The sequence below is a fragment of the Planctobacterium sp. R6 genome (genome assembly GCF_055755215.1).
This window is the reverse complement of sequence record NZ_JBVTQY010000008.1, coordinates 35,017-55,873: the sequence shown is the minus strand read 5'-3', so window position 1 is coordinate 55,873 and position 20,857 is coordinate 35,017. Positions and strand designations below refer to the sequence as shown.

The following is a 20,857-nucleotide window of genomic DNA, read 5'->3' as shown; positions in this document are numbered from 1 at the left end:
CCTTTGAATATTATTCGTTACTTTATAAAAACAATCGGCTCGAAAGAGCCGATTGTTGAAAACCTTATTTATTTGTGAAGCTTCAGTTCACTGCTTTTCGATAAACAAACTGCAGTGGGTCCATCTGATTGCCGTTTCGCAGCACTTCATAATGGACATGAGCACCGGTGGCGCGCCCGGTTTGCCCCATATCGGCGATTTTTTGCCCTTTGGTGACAACGTCGCCGATTTTAACATGGATCTTTTTGTTGTGCCCATAGCGAGTGACTAATCCGTCGCCGTGGTCCACTTCCACTAAATTCCCATAACCATACCGGGGCCCCGACCACACTACCATGCCTGCGCCAGTGACCACTACCGGGGCACCTTCGCTTCCGGCAAAGTCGATGCCTTTGTGCATTGCGGGCAAACCCGAAAACGGATCTTTACGCATACCATAATAAGACGACAACCAGCCACTCTCGATAGGTCTGCCTGATATGAAGCTTTCGTTTTGTATATGGTGTTGCATTAATACAGATTCAAGGGCCTGAAGCTGCTGCGATTTATTCTGCAGTTGCGCCATCATGGCATCAATTTGATGTAAGACATCCAGTGACGAATCAACAGAGGGCATTTCTACATCATGACTCGGACCACCAATCGGCATAGGTTGCCCAAATTGAAATTCATCAACGTGTAAATCAGACTCGACAGCCAGTCTTTCTCCAAGGGCATTCAGACGTTGTAATTCGCTCTGCATTTCCCCTAATTTCAGCAACATGCCCGTCAGTTTTTGCTCTGTGGACTGGCGCAACTGATGCAGCTCTTGCTGCTGTTCAATCAGGCCGGTTTGCGTCACCGCAACCCGTGCAGAAAAATTAAGCTCCGGCTCGTTTTCTGATACCAATATCGCCGTCAGTAACAGACCGCCTAAAACACCGCCCAAGGCGAGCCTGTTCAGCGAGACTGTTTTAATCAGCTTAATTCGACGACTTCGATATAGTATTGTTAGACTCATATACGCTTGATATCAATTCTTTAAAATGAGAGCCGCTTACATCAATAAAGCGTATCTGTACCTATGCTTGTTTTAAGCAATAAAGCGAGAAAGATAAACACACATTAATAATAAGTCAATCTTCCGAATCTGTCAGATTGCTTTATACCAAAGTATTATCGGCCAATTTGCCGTTTTCCCAGGCTAAAATCAAAAAAGCCACGTTATATGACGTGGCTTTTGGCGTTTACTAAGAAAAGGATAATCCCGGCATGGCGTATTTTATCGGCATATCCTGATTGGACTCATAGCTGACAAACTCCCATGCATCCTGATTTGCCATTAACGCATTAAGTAGTTTGTTGTTCAGGCCATGACCCGATTTAAAGGCTTTTAACTCACCGATAATACTGTGTCCACCCAGATAAAGGTCGCCTACTGCGTCCAGAATTTTGTGCTTCACAAATTCATCTTTATAGCGCAGACCTTCCTGGTTTAGAACGCGATAATCATCCAGCGCCACGGCATTTTCCATACTGCCGCCCAGGGCCAGATTATTAGCGTGCATAAACTCCAGATCCCGCATAAAACCAAAGGTGCGCGCACGGCTGACGTCATCAATGTATGATTCACTGCTGAAGTCCATCACCATTCTTTGGTTTGTTTGCTTGATCACCGGGTGCTCAAAGTCGATGGTAAAATCCACTCTGAAGCCGTCATAAGGTAAAAACTCGGCCCATTTGTCACCGTCTTCTACCCTGACTTTTTTGGTCACTTTAATAAAGCGTTTAGCCGCGCTTTGCTCTTCAATTCCCGCCGTTTGTAACAGGAAAATAAATGGACTGGCACTGCCGTCCATGATGGGCAACTCGTTGCTGTCCACTTCAACGATCAAATTATCAATACCCAGTCCGGCTAACGCAGAGGATAAGTGTTCAATCGTTGAAATGCTGTGACCGTCGTCATTGCTCAGACAGGTGCACAACATAGTGTCACCTACGGCATTGGCTTTAGCCGGAATATCTACATAAGGTTCCAGATCAATACGCCTGTATACAACACCAAAGTTTGCAGGAGCAGGCCGGAGAGTCATAGTGACCTTTTCCCCTTTGTGCAGACCGATACCGGTCGCTGATACAGCTTGTTTTATTGTGCGTTGTTTGATCATGCCCAACCTTGTATATAAATTAGCCAGCTAACAAAAAAGCGGCGCGCAGTGTACCCTTTCATTGACCATAAAGTCAAATAATTGTAATAAAACCGCCAGCTTTTATAACCAAACTAGTCAGCTTGTTTGCGTAAAAACGCCGGAATATCCAGATACTCCAGGTCACCGCTGTCGGCTTTTTCATCAACGATAGTGCTGACCTTTCCAGTTTCAGACATCGGAACAATGGAGTCAGTTCCATTTGCCTGCAATTTAAATTCACTGGCTTCTGCATTTACGCGATTGCTTCGGTTAGAAACAATCGAAATCTCTGGCTTTTTCTCTGCGCCAATACCGGTAGCAACCACGGTGACGCGCAGTTCATCGGCCAGATCCATATCAATAACAGTACCAACTACTACTGTGGCGTTTTCAGACGCAAACGCTTTTACAGCGTTACCCACAGTTTCAAATTCATCAATAGCGAAATCCGGGCCTGCCGTGATGTTCACCAGGATACCGCGAGCACCAGACAAATCGATGTCTTCAAGTAACGGACAGGCGATAGCTGCTTCAGCCGCTTCTTCTGCGCGATCTTCGCCTTTAGCCACTCCGCTACCCATCATAGCCGTGCCCATTTCAGACATAACAGTTCTTACGTCAGCAAAATCCACGTTAATCAAACCAGGGCGAGTGATCAGTTCAGCAATGCCCTGTACTGCGCCGCGCAATACGTCGTTAGCCGCACTGAAGGCCTGCAACAACGGCGTGCCACGACCCATTACTTTCAATAGTTTTTCATTCGGGATAGTGATCAGTGAATCAACGTGTTTGGCTAATTCCGCCATACCACCATCGGCAATAGTGCTACGCTTTTTGCCTTCAAAAGGAAATGGCTTGGTCACAACCGCAACCGTCAGGATCCCCATTTCCTTGGCAATTTTTGCCACTTCAGGTGCAGCACCGGTTCCGGTACCACCGCCCATTCCGGCAGTAATAAACACCATATCAGCACCTTCAATGGCCTGTTTGATGGTTTCTCTGTCTTCTTCTGCGGCCTTTTGCCCCATTTCCGGATTCGCACCGGCACCCAACCCTTTGGTAACATTGGAACCAATTTGCAAGGTAAGGTTGGCACTGGAATTTCTCAATACCTGTGCGTCGGTATTGATAGCGATAAACTCAACACCTTCGATAGATTGTGACACCATGTGTTCGACAGCATTGTTGCCGCCGCCGCCAACACCAATGACCTTGATGACAGCTTCTTCATTATGGGTATCCATTAATTCGAACATAATTTACTCTCCGATTTAGCTTTCACTTTAAAACGAACCTAGCGCATTTGGTTCGCTCTTAAAATTCCCCTTTAAACCAACTTTGTACACGTTCCCATATGCTTTCGTTGGCACTGTTTTTATTATTCTTTTTGGTGGTGACTTGTTCACTACCATAATGTAATAATCCTACGGCGGTAGCATATGTAGCATCATCTACATATTCCGCCAATCCTTTAACCTGCAAAGGCGTTCCTACTCTTACTGGCATTTGGAACAACTCTTCAGCAAACTCCACAGCCCCTTCCATTTTGGCTGTCCCGCCGGTCAATACGATACCGGCAGCAATCTGTTCTTCAAATCCACTGGATTTGATTTCTTCGTGAATTAATTCAAATAATTCCTGATATCTGGGCTCTACCACCTCAGCCAACGTGTGTCTGGACATAGTGCGAGCCGCACGACCACCGACACTCGGTACTTCAATGGTTTCTTCCATGCTGACCATGTCTTTTAAGGCACAGGCATAGTTCACTTTTATTTCTTCAGCATGGCTGATAGGTGTTCGGAAGATCTTGGCAATATCATTGGTGATCTGGTTACCCGCCACCGGAATTACCGCCGTATGGCGAATCGCGCCATCGGAATAAATCACCATATCGATGGTACCACCACCGATATCTACCACACAGACTCCCAGCTCTTTTTCATCTTCGGTCAGTACCGCGTAGCTGGAAGCAAGAGCAGAGAATATCATCTGATCCGCCCTGAGTTCACATCTTTCTACGCATTTTACTAAATTTTTTGCCATATCTTCGGCACAGGTAACAATGTGTGCACGCGCTTCCATTCTGACGCCGGACATCCCCACCGGATTCTTGATCCCTTCCTGAACGTCAATGGTGTAATCTTGCGGTAAAACGTGCAGCAGCTTCCGCTCGGCAGCTATCGGTACAGAACGGGCTGCGTGAATAACATTATCAACGTCATCCTGGGTGACTTCCTGATTATTGATGGGCACCATGCCACTTTCATTTTGGCATTTTACATGCCGGCCTGAGATGGACATTAACACCGACGACACCTGACAATCCGCCATCAATTCCAGTTCATTGATGGCGCGTTTGACTGACTGCACCACCATATCCAGGTCGTTTACACCACCTTTGTCCATGCCTTTAGACGGATTTGAGCCAACACCAACAACACTGATGGCGCCATCTTCCATCACTTCGCCCACTACGGCTTTGATATTGCTGGTACCTATATCCAGACCTACCACCAAATTTCTGTCTGTTACTTTCGACACGATTCTCTTATTTCCTGTCACAACTCATTAATTAAGATGGCGTTTTTTCACGCCAGCCTACCGCCAGTCCCGTATCATAACGGAGGTCAACATAGGCTACTGCCTTTTCATTCTTCAGTAACAACGGATACACATCGATAAACCGTTGTAGCCTGTCAATAAACTCAGTGCGTCCTAAACGTAACTGAATGTCATTACTGAGTTTTAAATGCCACGCATAGCGTTCACTTAAGGACACCTCAGTAATGGTCAAATCACTGCCGTTGAGCAAGCCCTGCATGGCCTTTAAGCCCTGCAAAACAGTTAACTCACTGCCTCCTGGTCCGTATAACGATGGCAACTCATCACCTTGCCAAAACGCGTCGAATACACCGCCATATTGGTTTAGCAGCATATCTTCGTTCCAGTGGGCTACCGCTACCTGCTCAACCACATAAACTTTCAAGGTATCAGGCCATGACTTCCTTATCGATGCCTGATACACCCAAGGTAAACTCTCTATTGCCTGATGGGCATCATCCACATCAATGGCAAACAAACTCACAGCCGTGTCGTTCCTCACGGCTTTATCTATTTCTTTGGCGCTCAGTTGAGTCAATTCACCTGATACCAACACCTGCTTCAGAGGCACTTTTTGTTCGTCCTGAAGCCATCTCATGACTGTTTGTCCGGCAAACGCTAATGCCAACAACACAGCACACAGAAAAATTACACCTGCAATAAACCCAGGAGAACGCCATTTCTCTGTATTTGCTTCAGACATATCAACGGCGACACTCACAAGTTTCTGCGACCGCCAACACCAGATCAGAAAACGACATTCCGGCCTGTTTGGCGGCCATAGGGACTAAACTCTTTTCGGTCATACCGGGCACAGTATTCACTTCCAGGATGTAATAGTTGCCCTGCATATCCTGCATAATATCGACCCTGCCCCAACCGCTGGCCCCGACAGCTTTGAAAGCCGCCAAAGCAATATTCGCGATGTCTTGCTCGTCCTGTTCAGACAAGCCTGACGGGCAATGATAAGAGGTCGTATCGGTGTGATACTTTGCCTCGTAGTCATAAAAACTGCGCGGCGTTTCCATTCGGATAGAAGGCAATGCCTCATCTGCCAGTACAGAAACGGTATACTCCAGGCCCTTTACAAACTGTTCCACCAACACTTCAGTATCAAATTCCAGTGCCTTTTCAATGGCGGATTGCAATTGGTCAGCGGACTGAACCCGAGACATGCCAATGCTGGAACCCTCCAGTGCGGGTTTAACCATGATCTCATGATTTAAATTTGTCATGATTTGTTCAGCATCAAAGTGCTGTAACTGCTCTGCTGTGACAACGCAATAAGGTGCCGTTGGCAAGCCCTGAGCTTCAAAAATGCGTTTGCTACGGATTTTATCCATTGCCAGCGCGGAACCCAGAACCCCGCTTCCACTGTAGGGCAAGCCAAGCGTTTGTAATGCCCCCTGAATGGCGCCATCTTCGCCGCCACGGCCGTGCAACATGATAACCACACGTTGCACTTTTTCTGTCAGTAAATCGGTAACCGGTCGCTCTGATGGATCAAATCGCAATACCTCAACACCACTTTCTTCCAGAGCCCGGGCCACGGCTTCGCCGGAGCGCAATGATACCGCTCTTTCTGCAGAGTTTCCGCCTAATAAAACCGCGACTTTATCTAAATCACTCATATTCACTATTTAAACCACCAGTTGCAATAATTGCGCTGAATCTAACTGCGTTTGTTGTAACTTTTTAGCCAGTTGACCAATATTACCCGCCCCTTGTGTCATTAACACATCACCATCCTTAAGCACATTCGCCAGTACTTTAGGCAGTTCGGCCAGTGACTCAATATGCACCGGATCAATCCCTCCCCGATTGCGAATTGAACGACATAGAGAACGACTGTCAGCACCTTCTATCGGTTTCTCTCCCGCCGGATAAACATCCAACAACAGCAACAAATCGACCTTTGACAGAACCCGCACAAAATCCTCGTACAGATCCCGGGTACGGGTGAATCTATGGGGCTGGTAAATCATCACCAGTCGCTTATCTGGCCAGTTGTTGCGGGCCACTTCAATCGTCGCCGCCACTTCTGTGGGATGATGACCATAATCATCCACCAGGATAACCTCGCCGTCATTCACCGGATAATTACCCAATATTTCAAAGCGACGTCCGATCCCGGCAAAACTCTGCAATGCAGACTGTATCGCCTGATCACTGACGCCTTCAGCCGTAGCAACAGCTATCGCAGCGAGGGCATTTTGTATATTGTGTTTACCCGCCAGATTCAGTTGAATTTGCAAATCGGCCAATTGATGACGTTTCACCACAAAGCGACACTGATTTAAGCCCAACTGAAAATCACAGGCGCGCACATCAGCATCTTCGCTGAAACCATAGGTCGTGTACTGGCGACTGATTCTGGGCAGTAATTCCCGCACAGTATCATCATCAATGCACAAAACGGCCTGCCCATAAAAGGGTAAGTTGTGTAAAAACTCGATGTAAGTATCCTGCATACGCGCAAAATCACCACCGTAGTTTTCCATGTGATCCGGTTCAATATTAGTTACCACTGCCACCATGGGTTGCAGGTGCAAAAACGAAGCGTCACTTTCATCCGCTTCAGCGATCAGATAGCGACTGCTACCCAGTCGGGCATTGCTGCCGGCACTGTTGAGTCGCCCCCCAATTACAAAAGTAGGGTCCAGTTGGCCTTCTGCAAAAATGGTGGCGGTCAGACTGGTGGTGGTAGTTTTGCCATGTGTACCGGAAATCGCGATACCATGTCGAAAGCGCATCAGCTCGGCCAACATCTCGGCACGGCGAATAATAGGTATGCGTCGCTCAAACGCCGCTTTAATCTCCGGATTTTCCGGATTGATGGCGCTGGATACCACCACAACGTCCGCTTCGATTACATTAGACTCTGCATGGCCCAAAAACACATTCGCGCCGCAACTGGTTAGGTGCCGTGTTAAGTTCGAGACATTCAGATCAGATCCTGATACCTCATAGCCTTCATTGAGCAATACTTCAGCTATCCCTGCCATACCCACACCACCAATACCGATGAGGTGGATGCGGCGGATACGCCCCATCACCGGATTTGCAAAGGTTGTACTACCTGGCTGATTCATCGGCTGGCACCCACCTGTTCAATACATACATTAGCGACTTTTTCAGTGGCACTGCGTTCGCCACATTGTCTGGCTTTGTCTGAGATTTGAATAATACGTTCTCTTTCTGAATTTAAATTATCTAATATTGCTACCAACTGTCCCGATTCCAACTGTGACTGGGGCAATAAAATGCCAGCGCCCTGAGTCACCAAATACTGGGCGTTTTTAGTCTGATGATCGTCCACAGCATGGGGTAGTGGTACAAAAATGCCACAGCGTCCGGCCAGTGCGATCTCCGATACGGTCAGTGCGCCGGCACGACATATCACCACATCAGCCCACTCATAGGCTGCAACCATTTCATCTATAAAGTCGGTGACCTTGAGATTGTCGCCGGTAATCTGACCAGCCTTGTAGGCCGCTAACACCGCTTCGCTATTGCCCTTACCGGCCTGATGCCAGATCTGAACATTCCGCTGTGTCAGTTGCTTTACTGCCTCAGGCACGCACTGATTCAGCACTTTAGCGCCCAGGCTACCACCGCTGACCAGCACCCGCAGTTCATCCTGTAATTCACGCTTCTCACTAATCTCAGCAAAGGCAGCACGTACCGGGTTACCCACCTGCTGTTTTTTCGCGTTGCCCTGTAACCAGTTGGCGTTATCAAAAGCGGTTAGTACTTTTTTCGCTATTCGGGCCAGTAGCTTGTTGGTCAACCCGGGGGCGGCATTTTGTTCGTGCAACACCAAGGGTATGCCACTTAACCAGGCGGCAATGCCGCCGGGTCCACTGGCATAACCTCCCATCCCCAGTACCACATCAGGTTTAACCTGGCGCAATATTTTGATGGCTTGCCAGGTTGCGTGCAGAATTTTAAACGGTGCTTTACACAAACGCACCAGTCCATTACCACGCACACCCGAGATATTGATAAAATTAATGGCAAAACCATGTTTGGGCACCAATTGAGCTTCCATACGGTCGGCCGTTCCTAACCATTCAACTTGCCAGCCTTTTTCTTTTAAAAACTGGGCTACCGCCAGGCCAGGAAAGACGTGCCCGCCAGTGCCTCCTGCCATAACCAATACACGATTACTCATCAGCGGTGCGCTCCTGACGTTTTTTGGTTCTTGCCGTTTTTCTTGCCCTGACAGAAGGTTTACTCAAGGCATGTAACTTTCCGGTTTTTAATTCAAAGTCGATACGCAACAGAATAGCTACGGCAATCGACATAATAATCAAACTGGAGCCACCGGCACTGACCAAAGGCAGTGTCAGTCCTTTCGTGGGTAAAACGCCTGAGCTGGCGCCTACATTCACCGCTGTCTGAAAACTGATCCAGATGCCAATTGCATAGGCCATAAAGCCTTCGTAAGGTCTTTCTTTTTGTAACGCCTGACTACCCAGCTTTAACGCCTTAACCACAATAAATAACAATAAACCAAGAATGAGTAGGACACCTGTCAGGCCCAGCTCCTCAGCGACAATCGACATAATAAAGTCAGTGTGGGCTTCAGGTAAAAACTCCAGTTTTTGCAAACTATTACCCAACCCTTCACCAAAGACACTGCCACGACCCCAGGCCATTAACGATTGTGTCAGCTGATAACCGGTACCAAAAGGATCTGCCCAGGGGTCAAGAAATGCGGTTACCCTGCGCATCCGGTACTCTTCAACGACAATCAAGGCAGCCACGGCGGCAATACCGGTAAACGCCAGACCAAAGAACTGCCATAATTTAGCGCCCGCCAGGAACAACAAACCAACGGTCGTGGCAAACATCACGATGACAGTGCCCAAATCAGGTTGCGCCAGTAACAACAGTGCCAGCACGAAAAACACAATTAACGGTTTAATAAAGCCCTTCAGGTTTTCGGTTACTTCGCCATAGCGGCGTACCATGTAACCTGCCAGATAACAAAAGAAAAACAGTTTCGCCGGCTCTGCCGCCTGTATAGTAATTGGGCCGATTGCCAGCCAACGGGTACTGCCGTTAACGGTGCGTCCGAAAAACAAAACAACAATCAGCAGTCCAATGGCAAGGAATAACAAATAGGCGTTGGTTTTTTGCCACCAGCTCATGGGGATCATCATTGCGACCATGGCAGCCAACGCCGAGATAATCAAATAAATGCTGTGCCTGATGGAAAAGTGAAACGGATTGTTAAACAACCGCTCTGCCACTGGCATGGAAGCCGATGTGACCATCACCAGACCAATCGCCATCAGGGCTAACGCTGCCATCAACAAACCAATATCGTAGGGTCGTTGTGGACCGCCTTTATCGTGTCGCCAGGCGAACAAATCAGGTAAATAACTGGAAGAGACCTGCATCATGATAAGGCCTCCACAGCTTTCGCAAAGACGTCGCCGCGTTGCTGATAATTGGCAAACATATCCAGGCTGGCACATGCGGGGGATAACAGCACCATGTCTCCTGAGCGCGCTCCCTGTGCTGCCACCTGCACCGCTTTTTGCAATGACTCTACACGGATACTGTTGTCTTTTAAGGCAGCAATGCTGTCGCCGTCTTTGCCAAAGGTGATCAGATGTTGTACGTCATTGAGCAGCAGGTTTTGCAGGGGGGTGACATCGGCCTGTTTGGCATCACCGCCTGCCAGCAACCATAAATCACCGCTCACCACAGGGCGCAAGCCGTGAATGGCGGCAATAGTGGCGCCGACATTGGTGGCCTTAGAATCATTAATCCAACGTACGTTATTTCGGTCAGACACTAACTGGCAGCGATGTGGTAAACCGTCAAATTCGCGTAGTGCCTGTTGAATAAACTCATCAGCAATGCCTGAATGCCTGGCAATGATCATTGCAGCCTGAGCATTGAGCAGATTGTGTACCCCACTTATTTTGAGTTCGTTCGCCATTAAATATGGCTTTCCGTCTAAAGTGACGGCAGCCGGGGACATTTGCAAACCAAAACCGTACTCAGCCGCAGCGTCTGTAATAAAAGCATCAACCTTTACATCGTCTGTGTAGGTATTGCGGTCCTGTGCATTCGCCAGTTTAAAATCGGCATTGTCAAAAATGGAATGTTTAGCCTGACAATAGGCCTCAAAATCCGGATAGCGGTCCATGTGGTCTTCAGATACGTTCAACAGTGCCGCGGCACTCAAAGGAATATCCTTAGCCGTTTCCAACTGAAAACTGGATAGCTCTAACAGCGCAATATCAAAATCAGTCTGCAACAAATCCAGGGCGGGCAAGCCGATGTTGCCACCACAGGCCACTTTTTTGCCTGCGGTCAGCCAGATCTTTTCTAACATGCTGACAACCGTAGATTTGCCGTTAGAGCCCGTTACCCCAATGATGGGTTTGTCGCAATTGGCCGCGAACAGTGCGATATCGCCAACTACCTGACATCCATTGGCAATCGCCGACTGAATGGCAGGCGTACTCAACGCCATACCAGGACTGAGTACGATAAGATCAAATTCATCAAACTGGTGTGTCGCAAACGCCCCAAATTGGCAAGGAATATCAAGGTTACTTTGCGTCAGACTTCGGGTATCAAATCCCGTGGCCTGAATACCATGTCGCAACAAAAAGCGCGCGCAGGACTGACCGGACAGGCCCATCCCCACAATCGCGATTTTTTTGTCTTTAAGTTGCGACAGATTCATTCGGACTTTTACCTCAGTTTCAGCGTAGCCAGGCCAATTAACACCAGAATCAACGAAATGATCCAGAAACGCACAATAACCCGGGGTTCAGGCCAGCCTTTTAATTCATAATGGTGATGTAAAGGCGCCATGCGAAAAATGCGCTGACCGCGTAGTTTATAAGAGCCAACCTGCAAGATAACCGACAGAGTTTCCATGACAAACACACCGCCCATTATCACCAGTACTAACTCCTGACGTACCAATACCGCCAGAATGCCCAATGCACCGCCCAGCGCCAGCGAGCCTACATCTCCCATAAACACCATCGCGGGATAGGTGTTAAACCACAGAAAACCCAGACCGGCCCCTACAATAGCTGTACATACCACCACCAGTTCACTGGTGAGGGGAATATAGGGTAATTGCAGATATTCAGAAAAATTCACATTTCCGGTGACATAAGCAAAAATGGCCAAAGCCCCGGCCACTAAAATGGTAGGCACGATGGCCAGGCCGTCCAGGCCATCGGTAAGATTGACGGCATTACTGGTACCCACAATGACAAAATAAGCCATGACCACAAAAAACAATCCCAGTTGCGGCATCACTTCTTTGAAAAATGGGACCAGCAATGCGGTTTCAGCAGCAGACTGACTGTTAGCGTAGAGATAAAACGCAACGACAATCGCGATAACTGATTGCCAGAAATACTTCCACTTGGCTATCAGCCCTTTGGGATCTTTGCGCACCACTTTGCGGTAATCATCCACAAAGCCAATGATGCCGTAACCGACGATAATCGCCAGGGTCACCCATACATAACGATTACTCAAATCAGCCCATAACAGAACACTCAGAACAATAGCCGATAATATTAAAAGCCCCCCCATGGTTGGAGTGCCGGATTTACTTAAATGAGATTGCGGACCATCACTGCGCACCGTTTGACCAATTTGTAAACGTTGCAACCAACGAATCATTTTGGGCCCCAGCAACACAGCAATCAGCAACGCCGTCAGCGTGCTCAGGATGGCGCGCATCGTTAAGTAAGAAAATACATTAAAACCAGCATCAAACTGCTGCAGCCATTCGGCTAACCAAATTAACATGCGATGCGCTCCCTGGCGCGTTCAAACTTTCCCAAAGGAGATTCCTCCAGGGCCTTTACCACATTCTCCATACGGGCACTGCGGGAGCCTTTGATGAGAATGGTAATATCTTGCTTTTCCAGAGCCAGTGCCTGATTAAGACTGGCTACCAGGTCAGCTACCTCTGAAAAGTGATGCCCGGACTGACCAAATACATCACTGGCACTTTGGCTGAGCACACCCAGCGAATAAAAGTCATTGATGCCTTTTTGCTGTGCGTACTCACCCACTTTTTCGTGGTAGTAACGGGCCTTTTCACCTAATTCACCCATATCGCCCAGGATGGCAATCTGTCTGCCCGGAAAACTACTCAACACATCTAACGCCGCATTCACTGATGCGACATTGGCATTGTAAGTATCATCCAGAATGCGAATTTGATTACTCAACTCTTTCACATTCAGACGCCCCGACACTTGCTTTAACTGCCGTAAGCCGGTAGCCACCTGTTCCAGGCTGGCACCAACTTCCATGGCTAAGGCGGCGGCCACCAGGGCATTATTCACATTGTGAATGCCTGGCAAGGTTAACCAGATCCCCACTTTGCCTTCAGGCGTACATAAATCAAACTGGGCACAGCCATCGAGACCAATAATCACATCTTCAGGGTAAAAATCCGCTTGGTCAGCGGTCATGGAAAAGGTGGAAGTGCGCTTGTCTTTTAATTTGCCAGACCAGTATTCGAAAAACTGACTGTCTTTATTGAGAATGGCCAAACCATCGGTTTGCAAACCATTGAAAATTTCACTCTTGGCTCTGGCAACGCCAAACAGAGAACCAAAGCCCTCAAGATGAGCGGCTGAGGCATTGACGATAGTGGAAACATCCGGCTGGGCCAGCGAGCAGGTGTAATTAATCTCGCCCAGATGATTGGCCCCCATTTCTACCACTGCATATTCGTGACACTTTTCCAGCTGCAATAAAGTCAGAGGCACGCCAATGTCATTATTGAAATTTCCTTTAGTGGCCAACACATTGCCTTTCAGCGATAAAATAGACGCCACCATCTCCTTGACTGTGGTTTTACCGGAACTGCCGGTTATGCCCACCGTTTTTGGTGCGACTTCATTGCGTACCGCCTTGCCCAACTCGCCCAATGCTAACTTGGTATCTTCCACCAAAATAAAGGGTAATGTCGTGTCAACCGGCTTGCTGACCAGCAACGCTGCAGCGCCAGTACTTTGTGCTAATTCAACAAAGTCATGGGCGTCAAAATTGGGCCCTTTTAATGCAATAAATAAGCTACCAGCTTCGATACTACGGGTATCGGTGCTAACCTTATCTATAAGGATATCCTGACCATTCAATGTTCCCTGTACTTGCTGTGCAACCCAGGACAAAGATACTTCAATCATGATGCCACCTTGTAGAGTGATTTAATAAATAGTCGTTCGTCGTAATCAGTAACCAGATCGCCAATCACCTGTGATGTTTCATGTCCTTTACCAGCCAGGACAATCAGGTCATCAGCGTCGCCCTGAGAAACTGCCCATTTAATGGCCATCTTCCTGTCCGTTTCAACGTAAACTTTGTGATGGTCAGGCATGCCTTGCAGAATATCGCCTATGATATCCTGAGGATCTTCGTTGCGTACATTATCATTGGTTAACACAACGTAGTCTGAATCCTGATAGGCTACCCGCCCCATTTGTGGTCGTTTACCCTTGTCGCGATCGCCACCACACCCAAATACGCAATACAACTGACCTGCGCAGTGGGCTCTCATTGAAGACAGTATTTTGTGCAGTGCATCCGGCGTATGAGCGTAATCCACCACGATATCCGGCTTGCCCTCCGCTCGGAAAAACTCGGCCCGACCGGCCACCGGGATTAATTGCCTTGCGGCTTTCAGCACGTCCTGGAAAGTTCGCCCTAAGGCCACCTGAGTTGCTATCGCACTGAGTACGTTCAGAATATTAAATTCGCCATACATGGGCAGGTTTAATTGGCCCTCTCCCCAACTACTGTGTACGCGAAACGCCAGACCTTCAGCACTGTATGTAATATTGTCGGCAAAACAATAAGCGTGAGGTAAACTGGTTAACTCCGACAGGCCAATCAAAATTACCGACACGGCAGCGGGCTTAAAGCGCAACCAATTAACGTGCTCTGCATCATTTTGATTTAGCACCAGGGTCTGCAACCCCGGCTGCTGCATCAATAAACGTTTAGCTTTGGCATATTCTTCCATAGAGCCATGATAATCCAGGTGATCCCGGGACATATTGGTAAATACTGCAACCCGGGTATTCACCTGTTTGATTCGACCCTGTACCAGGGCATGACTGGACGCCTCAAAGGCTAAATCAGAAGCGCCAGCTTGCAATGCCTGCCAGGCAAGGCGCTGAATCGAAATGGGATCAGGTGTGGTATTTTTGCTACATTGCAACGCCTGCAACGCTCCCTGCCCTAATGTACCGGCAAACCAGGCGGGCTTTGTCAACGCATTACTGAGTTGACTAATAAAATGGGTTGTTGACGTTTTACCATTGGTACCGGTTACCGCAACGGTATTTAAATGCTCCGTGGGATTGCCAAAGAACACTGCAGCCAGCGCAGACAGTTGTTCGAACAGTTGATAAAAGCTGATAATGAGAGAATGCTCGCGCATCGACATTGCGCCATGCTCAGATTCGCTATCCGTTTCTGCCAGAATGACCTTCGCGCCCAGACTAACCGCCTGAGGAATAAAGTCCCGGCCATCAAGATTATGGCCTGCTACGGCCAGGAAGCCTTTATGAATAGCCACTTCACGACTGTCCAGTACCAGATCGTCAACCTCCAGTTCCGGCGCATCGATGCCAAAAGGCTTTAACAGTTGTTGAATATTACGCAGCCCGAACTCAGGAGTCATTGTTCTTACTCCTTAACGCTGCCAGTGATGATACTGACTTGTCATCCGGCGGTACGTTCAGCATTTGCAAAGTACCGGACATCACACGTGAAAAAACCGGAGCTGCGGTGTCACCGGAATGGTACAGGTCGCCGCCGGGTTCATTGATCAGTACCACTACAGCCACCTGAGGATCTGATACCGGGGCCAGCCCCGCAAAAATATTCACGTATTCTTCACCATAACCACCAGGCACGGCTTTGCGGCTGGTGCCGGTTTTACCGGCGACGCGATAGCCGGGCACCTGAGCTTTTTTACCCGTCCCGGAGTCCGATACCACCTGCTCCATCATTTCAATAACAGCCCCGGCGGTTTGAGCCGATAAAGCTCTTTCACCTTGTGCCAGTTGCTCAGCTTTAATGATACTTAAAGGTCGTCTTACGCCACCATTGGCGAGAGTAGAATACATACGGGCTAACTGCAGTGTGGTCACCGCAATACCATAGCCAAAAGACAAGCTGGCCACTTCGTGATCTGACCAACGGGAACGTTCATGGAAAATACCGCCGCTTTCACCAATCAGATTACTGCCGGTATCCCCTATCAAACCCACATCGTAATAGGTATCAAGAAATTGTCTTCTGGGTATTGAGAAGGCCAGTTTAGAGGTCCCCATATTACTGGACTTTTTCACAATCTCGGTAAGGTTTAATACGCCGTAGTTGCGAGGATCTCGTACATAAGCGCCACCAACCCGCATCCAGCCCGGTGATGTATCTATTTGGGTGTCCAGCTCTACGCTGCCAAACTCCAACGCACTGACCACCGCCAGGGGCTTCACTGAAGAGCCTGGTTCAAAGGTGTCCGTCACTGCGCGATTGCGAATACGGTGTGCCGGTACGCCTTGTCGATTGTTCGGATTAAAAGAAGGGCTATTGACCAGCGCGAGAATTTCTCCGGTGTGAACGTCTGCAACAACGGCGGAACCGGATGTAGCCTGCAACAAGCTAACTGCGCGCTTAACTTCTTTGTAAGCCAAAGCCTGTATCCGCTGGTCAATAGTTAACTGGATGTTCTGTGGTTTTTTACCGGACTCTTCGGAATGCAGTTCTACCTGACGCCCCTTGGCATCAATACTGACCTCTCTGCGGTCCGGGGTACCACTCAAAATTTCATTGTAAATTCGCTCAATCCCCTCCAGGCCTTTGTCGTCCACATCGGTAAATCCGATAAGGTGCGCCGACACTTCTCCGGCGGGGTAATAACGCCGGGATTCTTCCCGAAGGTATACACCGGGAATATTGAGTTTCCCCACGTAGTCCGCCATAGCCGGGGACACCTGACGTTGTATATAAACAAAACGTTTTTCCGGATTTTTCACCCGTCTTAAGATGCGCTCCACATCCTGACCAATAACATCGGCTAACGCCTGCCAACGTCTTTTGGATTGCAGCGCATTGTTTTCATGAATTGTTTTAGGATCAGCCCAGATGGCACGCACCGGCACACTGACCGCCAGTTCTTCACCATTGCGGTCCAGGATAAGCCCACGATGGACTCGGGTTTTGCGCACCCGCTCTGTTCGGCTATCTCCTTTTTTTACCAACATATCCGGATCAATCACCTGAATGTAGGCGGCTCTGACTGCCAGGCCCACAAACACCAGACAGATCAGACTTAATACAGTAATGAAACGCCACTGTACTGTCGTAGGTTTAGGGATCTTTTTATTTTTAATTGCCGCAGCCATTATTTCACCCTCACCACGACTTCTTCTTCCGGATCAGGACGATACATATCCAACTGTTCTTTTACCAAAGACTCGATACGGTTGTGCTCGGTCAGTGCTCCCTGCTCCAGAATCAGGTTACGCCATTCGACGTCAAGCCGATCCCGCTCCTGCAGAGCCTGCTCTTTTTCGATTAATAACTGGCGATTGTTGTGAGAACTGAGAATGACTGCAATCGCGCTAATCAATACCGCTGTAAACAACAACACTCGCAACAGGTTACGAGTGATGTCAGTGAGTATAATAGTGACCAGATTGAAGTTATTTGTCATAGCTTCTCCGCCACCCTGAGAACCGAGCTTCGGGCCCGTACGTTGCGTTTTATCTCACTTTCATCGGGCTTTATCGCCTTGCCAATCAAACGCAGTTTCTTACTGGCGTTGATTTCTTCCTGCCTGACAGGTAAACCATGCGGCACCTGCATGCCACGGCTTAAGTCACGCATAAAGCGTTTTACGTATCTGTCCTCCAGAGAATGAAAACTGATTACTGCCAGACGCCCGTCTGCTGCTAATACCTGCAGAGCTGATGCTAAACCGCGCTCGATTTCGCCCAGTTCATCATTAATAAAAATGCGAATTCCCTGAAAAGCCCGGGTGGCCGGATGCTTAAACTTGTCTTTTACCGGCACCGCCTGATCGATAAGTTTTGCCAACTGTAAGGTAGAGGTGAGTGGGTTTTCATCGCGGGTGGTGACAATGGCATGAGCAATGCGCTTGCCAAATTTCTCTTCACCATACTCTTTGATAACCCGGGTGATATCCGCTTCATCCGCTGAATTTAACCATTCACTGGCACTGATCCCTTTGCTGGTATCCATCCGCATATCCAGCGGGCCGTCTTTCATGAAGCTGAAACCGCGGCCTGCGTCATCCAGTTGCGGAGAAGAAACCCCTAAATCCATAAGGACACCGTCAATCCTGCCCAGCAAACCGAGCTCCGTAAGGGCAGAAACCATGTCAGAAAAAGCAGAATGCACAATCTGAAAACGGCTGTCATCGGCAAATGCCTTTGCGGCTTCAATGGCCATGGGATCGCGGTCAAACGCAATCAAACGACCATTGTCACCCAGTTGCTCCAGGATCAAACGAGAATGTCCACCTCGACCAAACGTCGCGTCTACATAGATACCGTCCTGTTTAATGGCCAATGCATCAATAGATTCATGCAGCAGCACTGATGTGTGGGTAAAAGTGCTGGTCATTATAAAGAAAAGTCCTGTAAACGTTCGGTAAGTTCAAATCCGGCATCCTGTTCGGTCGCAATATCCGACTGGATCTGTTGCTCCCAGGTACTGGTATTCCAAATTTCGAATTTATTAAGTTGTCCCACCAACATGATTTCTTTGGTGAGGTCGGCGTGTTGCCTGAGCGGAGCGGAAAGTAAAAATCGACCGTTTTTATCCATTTCGCCTTCGTTGGCATAACCCAGCAACAATCGCTGTAAGCGACGTTCATGCGGATTCATGCTGGACAGACGACTGAGTTTCAACTCGATTTCTTCCCATTCAGAAAGTGGGTAAAGCAGCAAGCAGGGTTGTTGAGTGTCTATTGTACAAACTAATTGTCCCTGACAATCATCCAGAAGCGACTGACGATACCTCGTTGGTATCGTCACCCGGCCTTTAGTGTCCAGATTGATTGCGTTAGCGCCGCGGAACATTCCCCTAGCCCATATGTTTTTATTGTTTTTAGAAAGGCACGGTAGACACTAAAAAATCCACTTTATGCCACTTTTACCCACAATTCACAGTTTAGAAACCACACCATGCCCCTGTCAAGTCAATTTCCGCTTATTTTCCCCACTATTTCAGAGTGGGAATAAGTGCATCTGGTGAAGTACTTGAAAATACTGAGATTTTGACGACTGATTAGTTTTTGTTCAGCTAATGAGAAAAGCGAGCTCAATTACACTATCTTTGAAAAGCGCAATTAATTTGCTGGTGAGATAGTAAAATTCCATTGTTATCCGCGCCTGAATCACGCAAAAATTGTGACCTGCAAAAAAATAAAGTAACCTAGTCTTATATCAGACATAAGATCAAATAAACCAAGGCCGCTGTGTCTGACACAGCAAACCACCCGCAGCAGGCGTTTAAACGTTGAGTGAGAAGAAAATGAGTTTTGACAATTGTATTTTAGCTATCGACCAGGGCACAACATCAACACGGGCCATCATTTTTAGCGATAAAGGAAAAATTCTCTGTAGCGCACAGGAAGAGTTCGCTCAACACTACCCCAACGATGGCTGGGTGGAACATGATCCTGAAGAAATCTGGCAAACCACGCTGAATGTCTGTAAGGCCGCGCTGCAACAAGGGCAGCAAAAGCTCGCCAACGTAGTCACAATCGGCATCACTAATCAGCGGGAAACGACTCTGGTATGGGACAAACAAACCGGAAAACCCATTTACAACGCAATTGTCTGGCAAGACAGACGCACCGCGGCCATTTGTGACAACCTGCGTACAGATGCCACCTTACAACAAGTGCAGTCAAAATCCGGCCTGCTATTAGATCCCTACTTTTCTGCCACTAAAGCGGCCTGGATACTGGATAATGTCACCGGAGCAAGACAACGGGCGGAAGCCGGCGAGCTGGCTTTTGGCACCATTGACAGCTTTTTAATCTGGCGTCTGACCGGTGGTAAACAGCACGTTACCGATGTAACCAATGCCAGCAGAACCAATTTATTTAATATCCATAGCTTACAATGGGATGATGAATTGCTGTCTCTGTTTCATGTGCCTGCCGTCATGCTACCGGATGTTAAAGAGTGCGCTGACGATTTTGGTGTCACGGACCCTGCACTGTTTGGCAAGGCCATTCCCATCAATGGGGTTGCCGGCGACCAACAGGCCGCCAGTGTCGGACAATGTTGTTTTGAAACCGGCGCCATCAAAAGTACCTACGGCACCGGTTGTTTCGTATTGCTCAATACCGGTGAAAAGGTGTTGAACTCGAAAAACAACCTGCTGTCTACCGTGGCTTACCAGATAAACGGCAAGGTGCACTATGCTCTGGAAGGTTCTATTTTTATTGCCGGCGCAGCCGTACAGTGGCTCAGGGACGGTATCGGCGTTATTGAAAATGCCAGTGAAACAGAAAAAATGGCACAAACGCTGGATTATGAACACGGAGTTTATATGGTGCCCGCGTTTGCCGGGTTGGGTGCACCATACTGGGACCCATTAGCCAGAGCGGCTATCTATGGCATGACCAGAGCTACATCACCGAATCATTTTGCACGGGCGGCACTGGAGTCCGTGGCATACCAAACCTTTGATCTGCTGGAAGCGATGTCCCAAGATGGCGTCACAGCCACATCAATCAACGTAGACGGCGGTATGGTGGCCAACAATTGGGTATGCCAGTTTATTAGCGACATTCTGAATATTGAAGTGGCTCGTCCGGAAATCATGGAAACTACGGCACTGGGTGCAGCTTACCTGGCTGGATTAAAGGCTGGCATTTACAGCTCCACAGATGCACTAACTCAAATGCACAAAATTGAGCAGGCTTTCAACCCCAATCTGGCAAAGGCTACCCGAACTAAGTTGCTTTCCGGATGGAAAGCTGCCATCCAAAGTACCTTGCAATTCTTGTATTAGTAGTCAGCGTT

Annotated in this window: 18 protein-coding genes; 1 reads left to right on the top strand and 17 read right to left on the bottom strand. The window is 48.3% G+C overall.

Annotated elements, in window-relative coordinates; genetic code table 11:
* Positions 1-82: 82 nt before the first annotated feature.
* From AC0J20_RS07420 to mraZ, 17 genes are all read right to left on the bottom strand, one after another.
* Complete coding sequence (locus tag AC0J20_RS07420) at positions 83-1,000, bottom strand: peptidoglycan DD-metalloendopeptidase family protein (RefSeq protein WP_473021209.1); 918 nt, start codon at positions 998-1,000, stop codon at positions 83-85.
* A 229-nt stretch (positions 1,001-1,229) separates the two neighbouring features.
* On the bottom strand, positions 1,230-2,147 hold the full coding sequence (gene lpxC, locus AC0J20_RS07415) for a UDP-3-O-acyl-N-acetylglucosamine deacetylase (RefSeq protein ID WP_473021208.1): 918 nt from the start codon (positions 2,145-2,147) through the stop codon (positions 1,230-1,232).
* Between the two features lie 113 nt (positions 2,148-2,260).
* Complete coding sequence (gene ftsZ / locus AC0J20_RS07410; RefSeq protein ID WP_473021207.1) at positions 2,261-3,424, bottom strand: cell division protein FtsZ; 1,164 nt, start codon at positions 3,422-3,424, stop codon at positions 2,261-2,263.
* Between the two features lie 58 nt (positions 3,425-3,482).
* The gene (gene ftsA, locus AC0J20_RS07405; protein ID WP_229528625.1) at positions 3,483-4,712 is read right to left on the bottom strand and encodes a cell division protein FtsA; all 1,230 of its coding nucleotides are present in this window, start codon (positions 4,710-4,712) and stop codon (positions 3,483-3,485) included.
* A 31-nt stretch (positions 4,713-4,743) separates the two neighbouring features.
* The gene (locus AC0J20_RS07400) at positions 4,744-5,493 is read right to left on the bottom strand and encodes a cell division protein FtsQ/DivIB (RefSeq protein ID WP_473021206.1); all 750 of its coding nucleotides are present in this window, start codon (positions 5,491-5,493) and stop codon (positions 4,744-4,746) included.
* A complete protein-coding gene (locus tag AC0J20_RS07395; RefSeq protein ID WP_473021205.1) occupies positions 5,477-6,403 on the bottom strand; it encodes a D-alanine--D-alanine ligase in 927 nt (308 codons plus the stop codon). Before AC0J20_RS07395 ends, AC0J20_RS07400 begins: the two co-directional genes overlap by 17 nt.
* Positions 6,404-6,412: 9 nt before the next feature.
* Entirely contained in the window at positions 6,413-7,864 is a 1,452-nt protein-coding gene (murC, locus tag AC0J20_RS07390) for a UDP-N-acetylmuramate--L-alanine ligase (protein ID WP_473021204.1), read from the bottom strand.
* Complete coding sequence (gene murG / locus AC0J20_RS07385; protein WP_473021203.1) at positions 7,861-8,946, bottom strand: undecaprenyldiphospho-muramoylpentapeptide beta-N-acetylglucosaminyltransferase; 1,086 nt, start codon at positions 8,944-8,946, stop codon at positions 7,861-7,863. Before murG ends, murC begins: the two co-directional genes overlap by 4 nt.
* Entirely contained in the window at positions 8,939-10,180 is a 1,242-nt protein-coding gene (ftsW, locus tag AC0J20_RS07380; protein ID WP_229528899.1) for a cell division protein FtsW, read from the bottom strand. Before ftsW ends, murG begins: the two co-directional genes overlap by 8 nt.
* On the bottom strand, positions 10,180-11,484 hold the full coding sequence (gene murD / locus AC0J20_RS07375) for a UDP-N-acetylmuramoyl-L-alanine--D-glutamate ligase (protein WP_473021202.1): 1,305 nt from the start codon (positions 11,482-11,484) through the stop codon (positions 10,180-10,182). The genes ftsW and murD overlap by 1 nt, the downstream gene beginning before the upstream one ends.
* A gap of 8 nt (positions 11,485-11,492) precedes the next feature.
* Complete coding sequence (gene mraY, locus AC0J20_RS07370; RefSeq protein ID WP_229528620.1) at positions 11,493-12,575, bottom strand: phospho-N-acetylmuramoyl-pentapeptide-transferase; 1,083 nt, start codon at positions 12,573-12,575, stop codon at positions 11,493-11,495.
* Positions 12,569-13,969 (bottom strand): UDP-N-acetylmuramoyl-tripeptide--D-alanyl-D-alanine ligase, encoded by a 1,401-nt coding sequence (locus AC0J20_RS07365; protein WP_473021201.1) that lies wholly within the window; start codon positions 13,967-13,969, stop codon positions 12,569-12,571. Before AC0J20_RS07365 ends, mraY begins: the two co-directional genes overlap by 7 nt.
* A complete protein-coding gene (locus AC0J20_RS07360; RefSeq protein WP_473021200.1) occupies positions 13,966-15,468 on the bottom strand; it encodes a UDP-N-acetylmuramoyl-L-alanyl-D-glutamate--2,6-diaminopimelate ligase in 1,503 nt (500 codons plus the stop codon). Before AC0J20_RS07360 ends, AC0J20_RS07365 begins: the two co-directional genes overlap by 4 nt.
* On the bottom strand, positions 15,458-17,197 hold the full coding sequence (locus AC0J20_RS07355) for a peptidoglycan D,D-transpeptidase FtsI family protein (RefSeq protein WP_473021199.1): 1,740 nt from the start codon (positions 17,195-17,197) through the stop codon (positions 15,458-15,460). The genes AC0J20_RS07360 and AC0J20_RS07355 overlap by 11 nt, the downstream gene beginning before the upstream one ends.
* Complete coding sequence (gene ftsL, locus AC0J20_RS07350; protein ID WP_229528616.1) at positions 17,197-17,508, bottom strand: cell division protein FtsL; 312 nt, start codon at positions 17,506-17,508, stop codon at positions 17,197-17,199. The genes AC0J20_RS07355 and ftsL overlap by 1 nt, the downstream gene beginning before the upstream one ends.
* Positions 17,505-18,440 carry a 16S rRNA (cytosine(1402)-N(4))-methyltransferase RsmH gene (gene rsmH, locus AC0J20_RS07345; protein WP_229528615.1) on the bottom strand — a complete coding sequence of 312 codons (936 nt, stop codon included), beginning with the start codon at positions 18,438-18,440 and terminating at the stop codon, positions 17,505-17,507. Before rsmH ends, ftsL begins: the two co-directional genes overlap by 4 nt.
* Positions 18,440-18,898, bottom strand: a complete 459-nt coding sequence (mraZ, locus tag AC0J20_RS07340) for a division/cell wall cluster transcriptional repressor MraZ (protein ID WP_473021198.1) — start codon at positions 18,896-18,898, stop codon at positions 18,440-18,442. The genes rsmH and mraZ overlap by 1 nt, the downstream gene beginning before the upstream one ends.
* A gap of 454 nt (positions 18,899-19,352) precedes the next feature.
* Between mraZ and glpK the strand changes: the two genes are divergently transcribed.
* The gene (gene glpK, locus AC0J20_RS07335; protein ID WP_473021197.1) at positions 19,353-20,846 is read left to right on the top strand and encodes a glycerol kinase GlpK; all 1,494 of its coding nucleotides are present in this window, start codon (positions 19,353-19,355) and stop codon (positions 20,844-20,846) included.
* Positions 20,847-20,857: the final 11 nt, after the last annotated feature.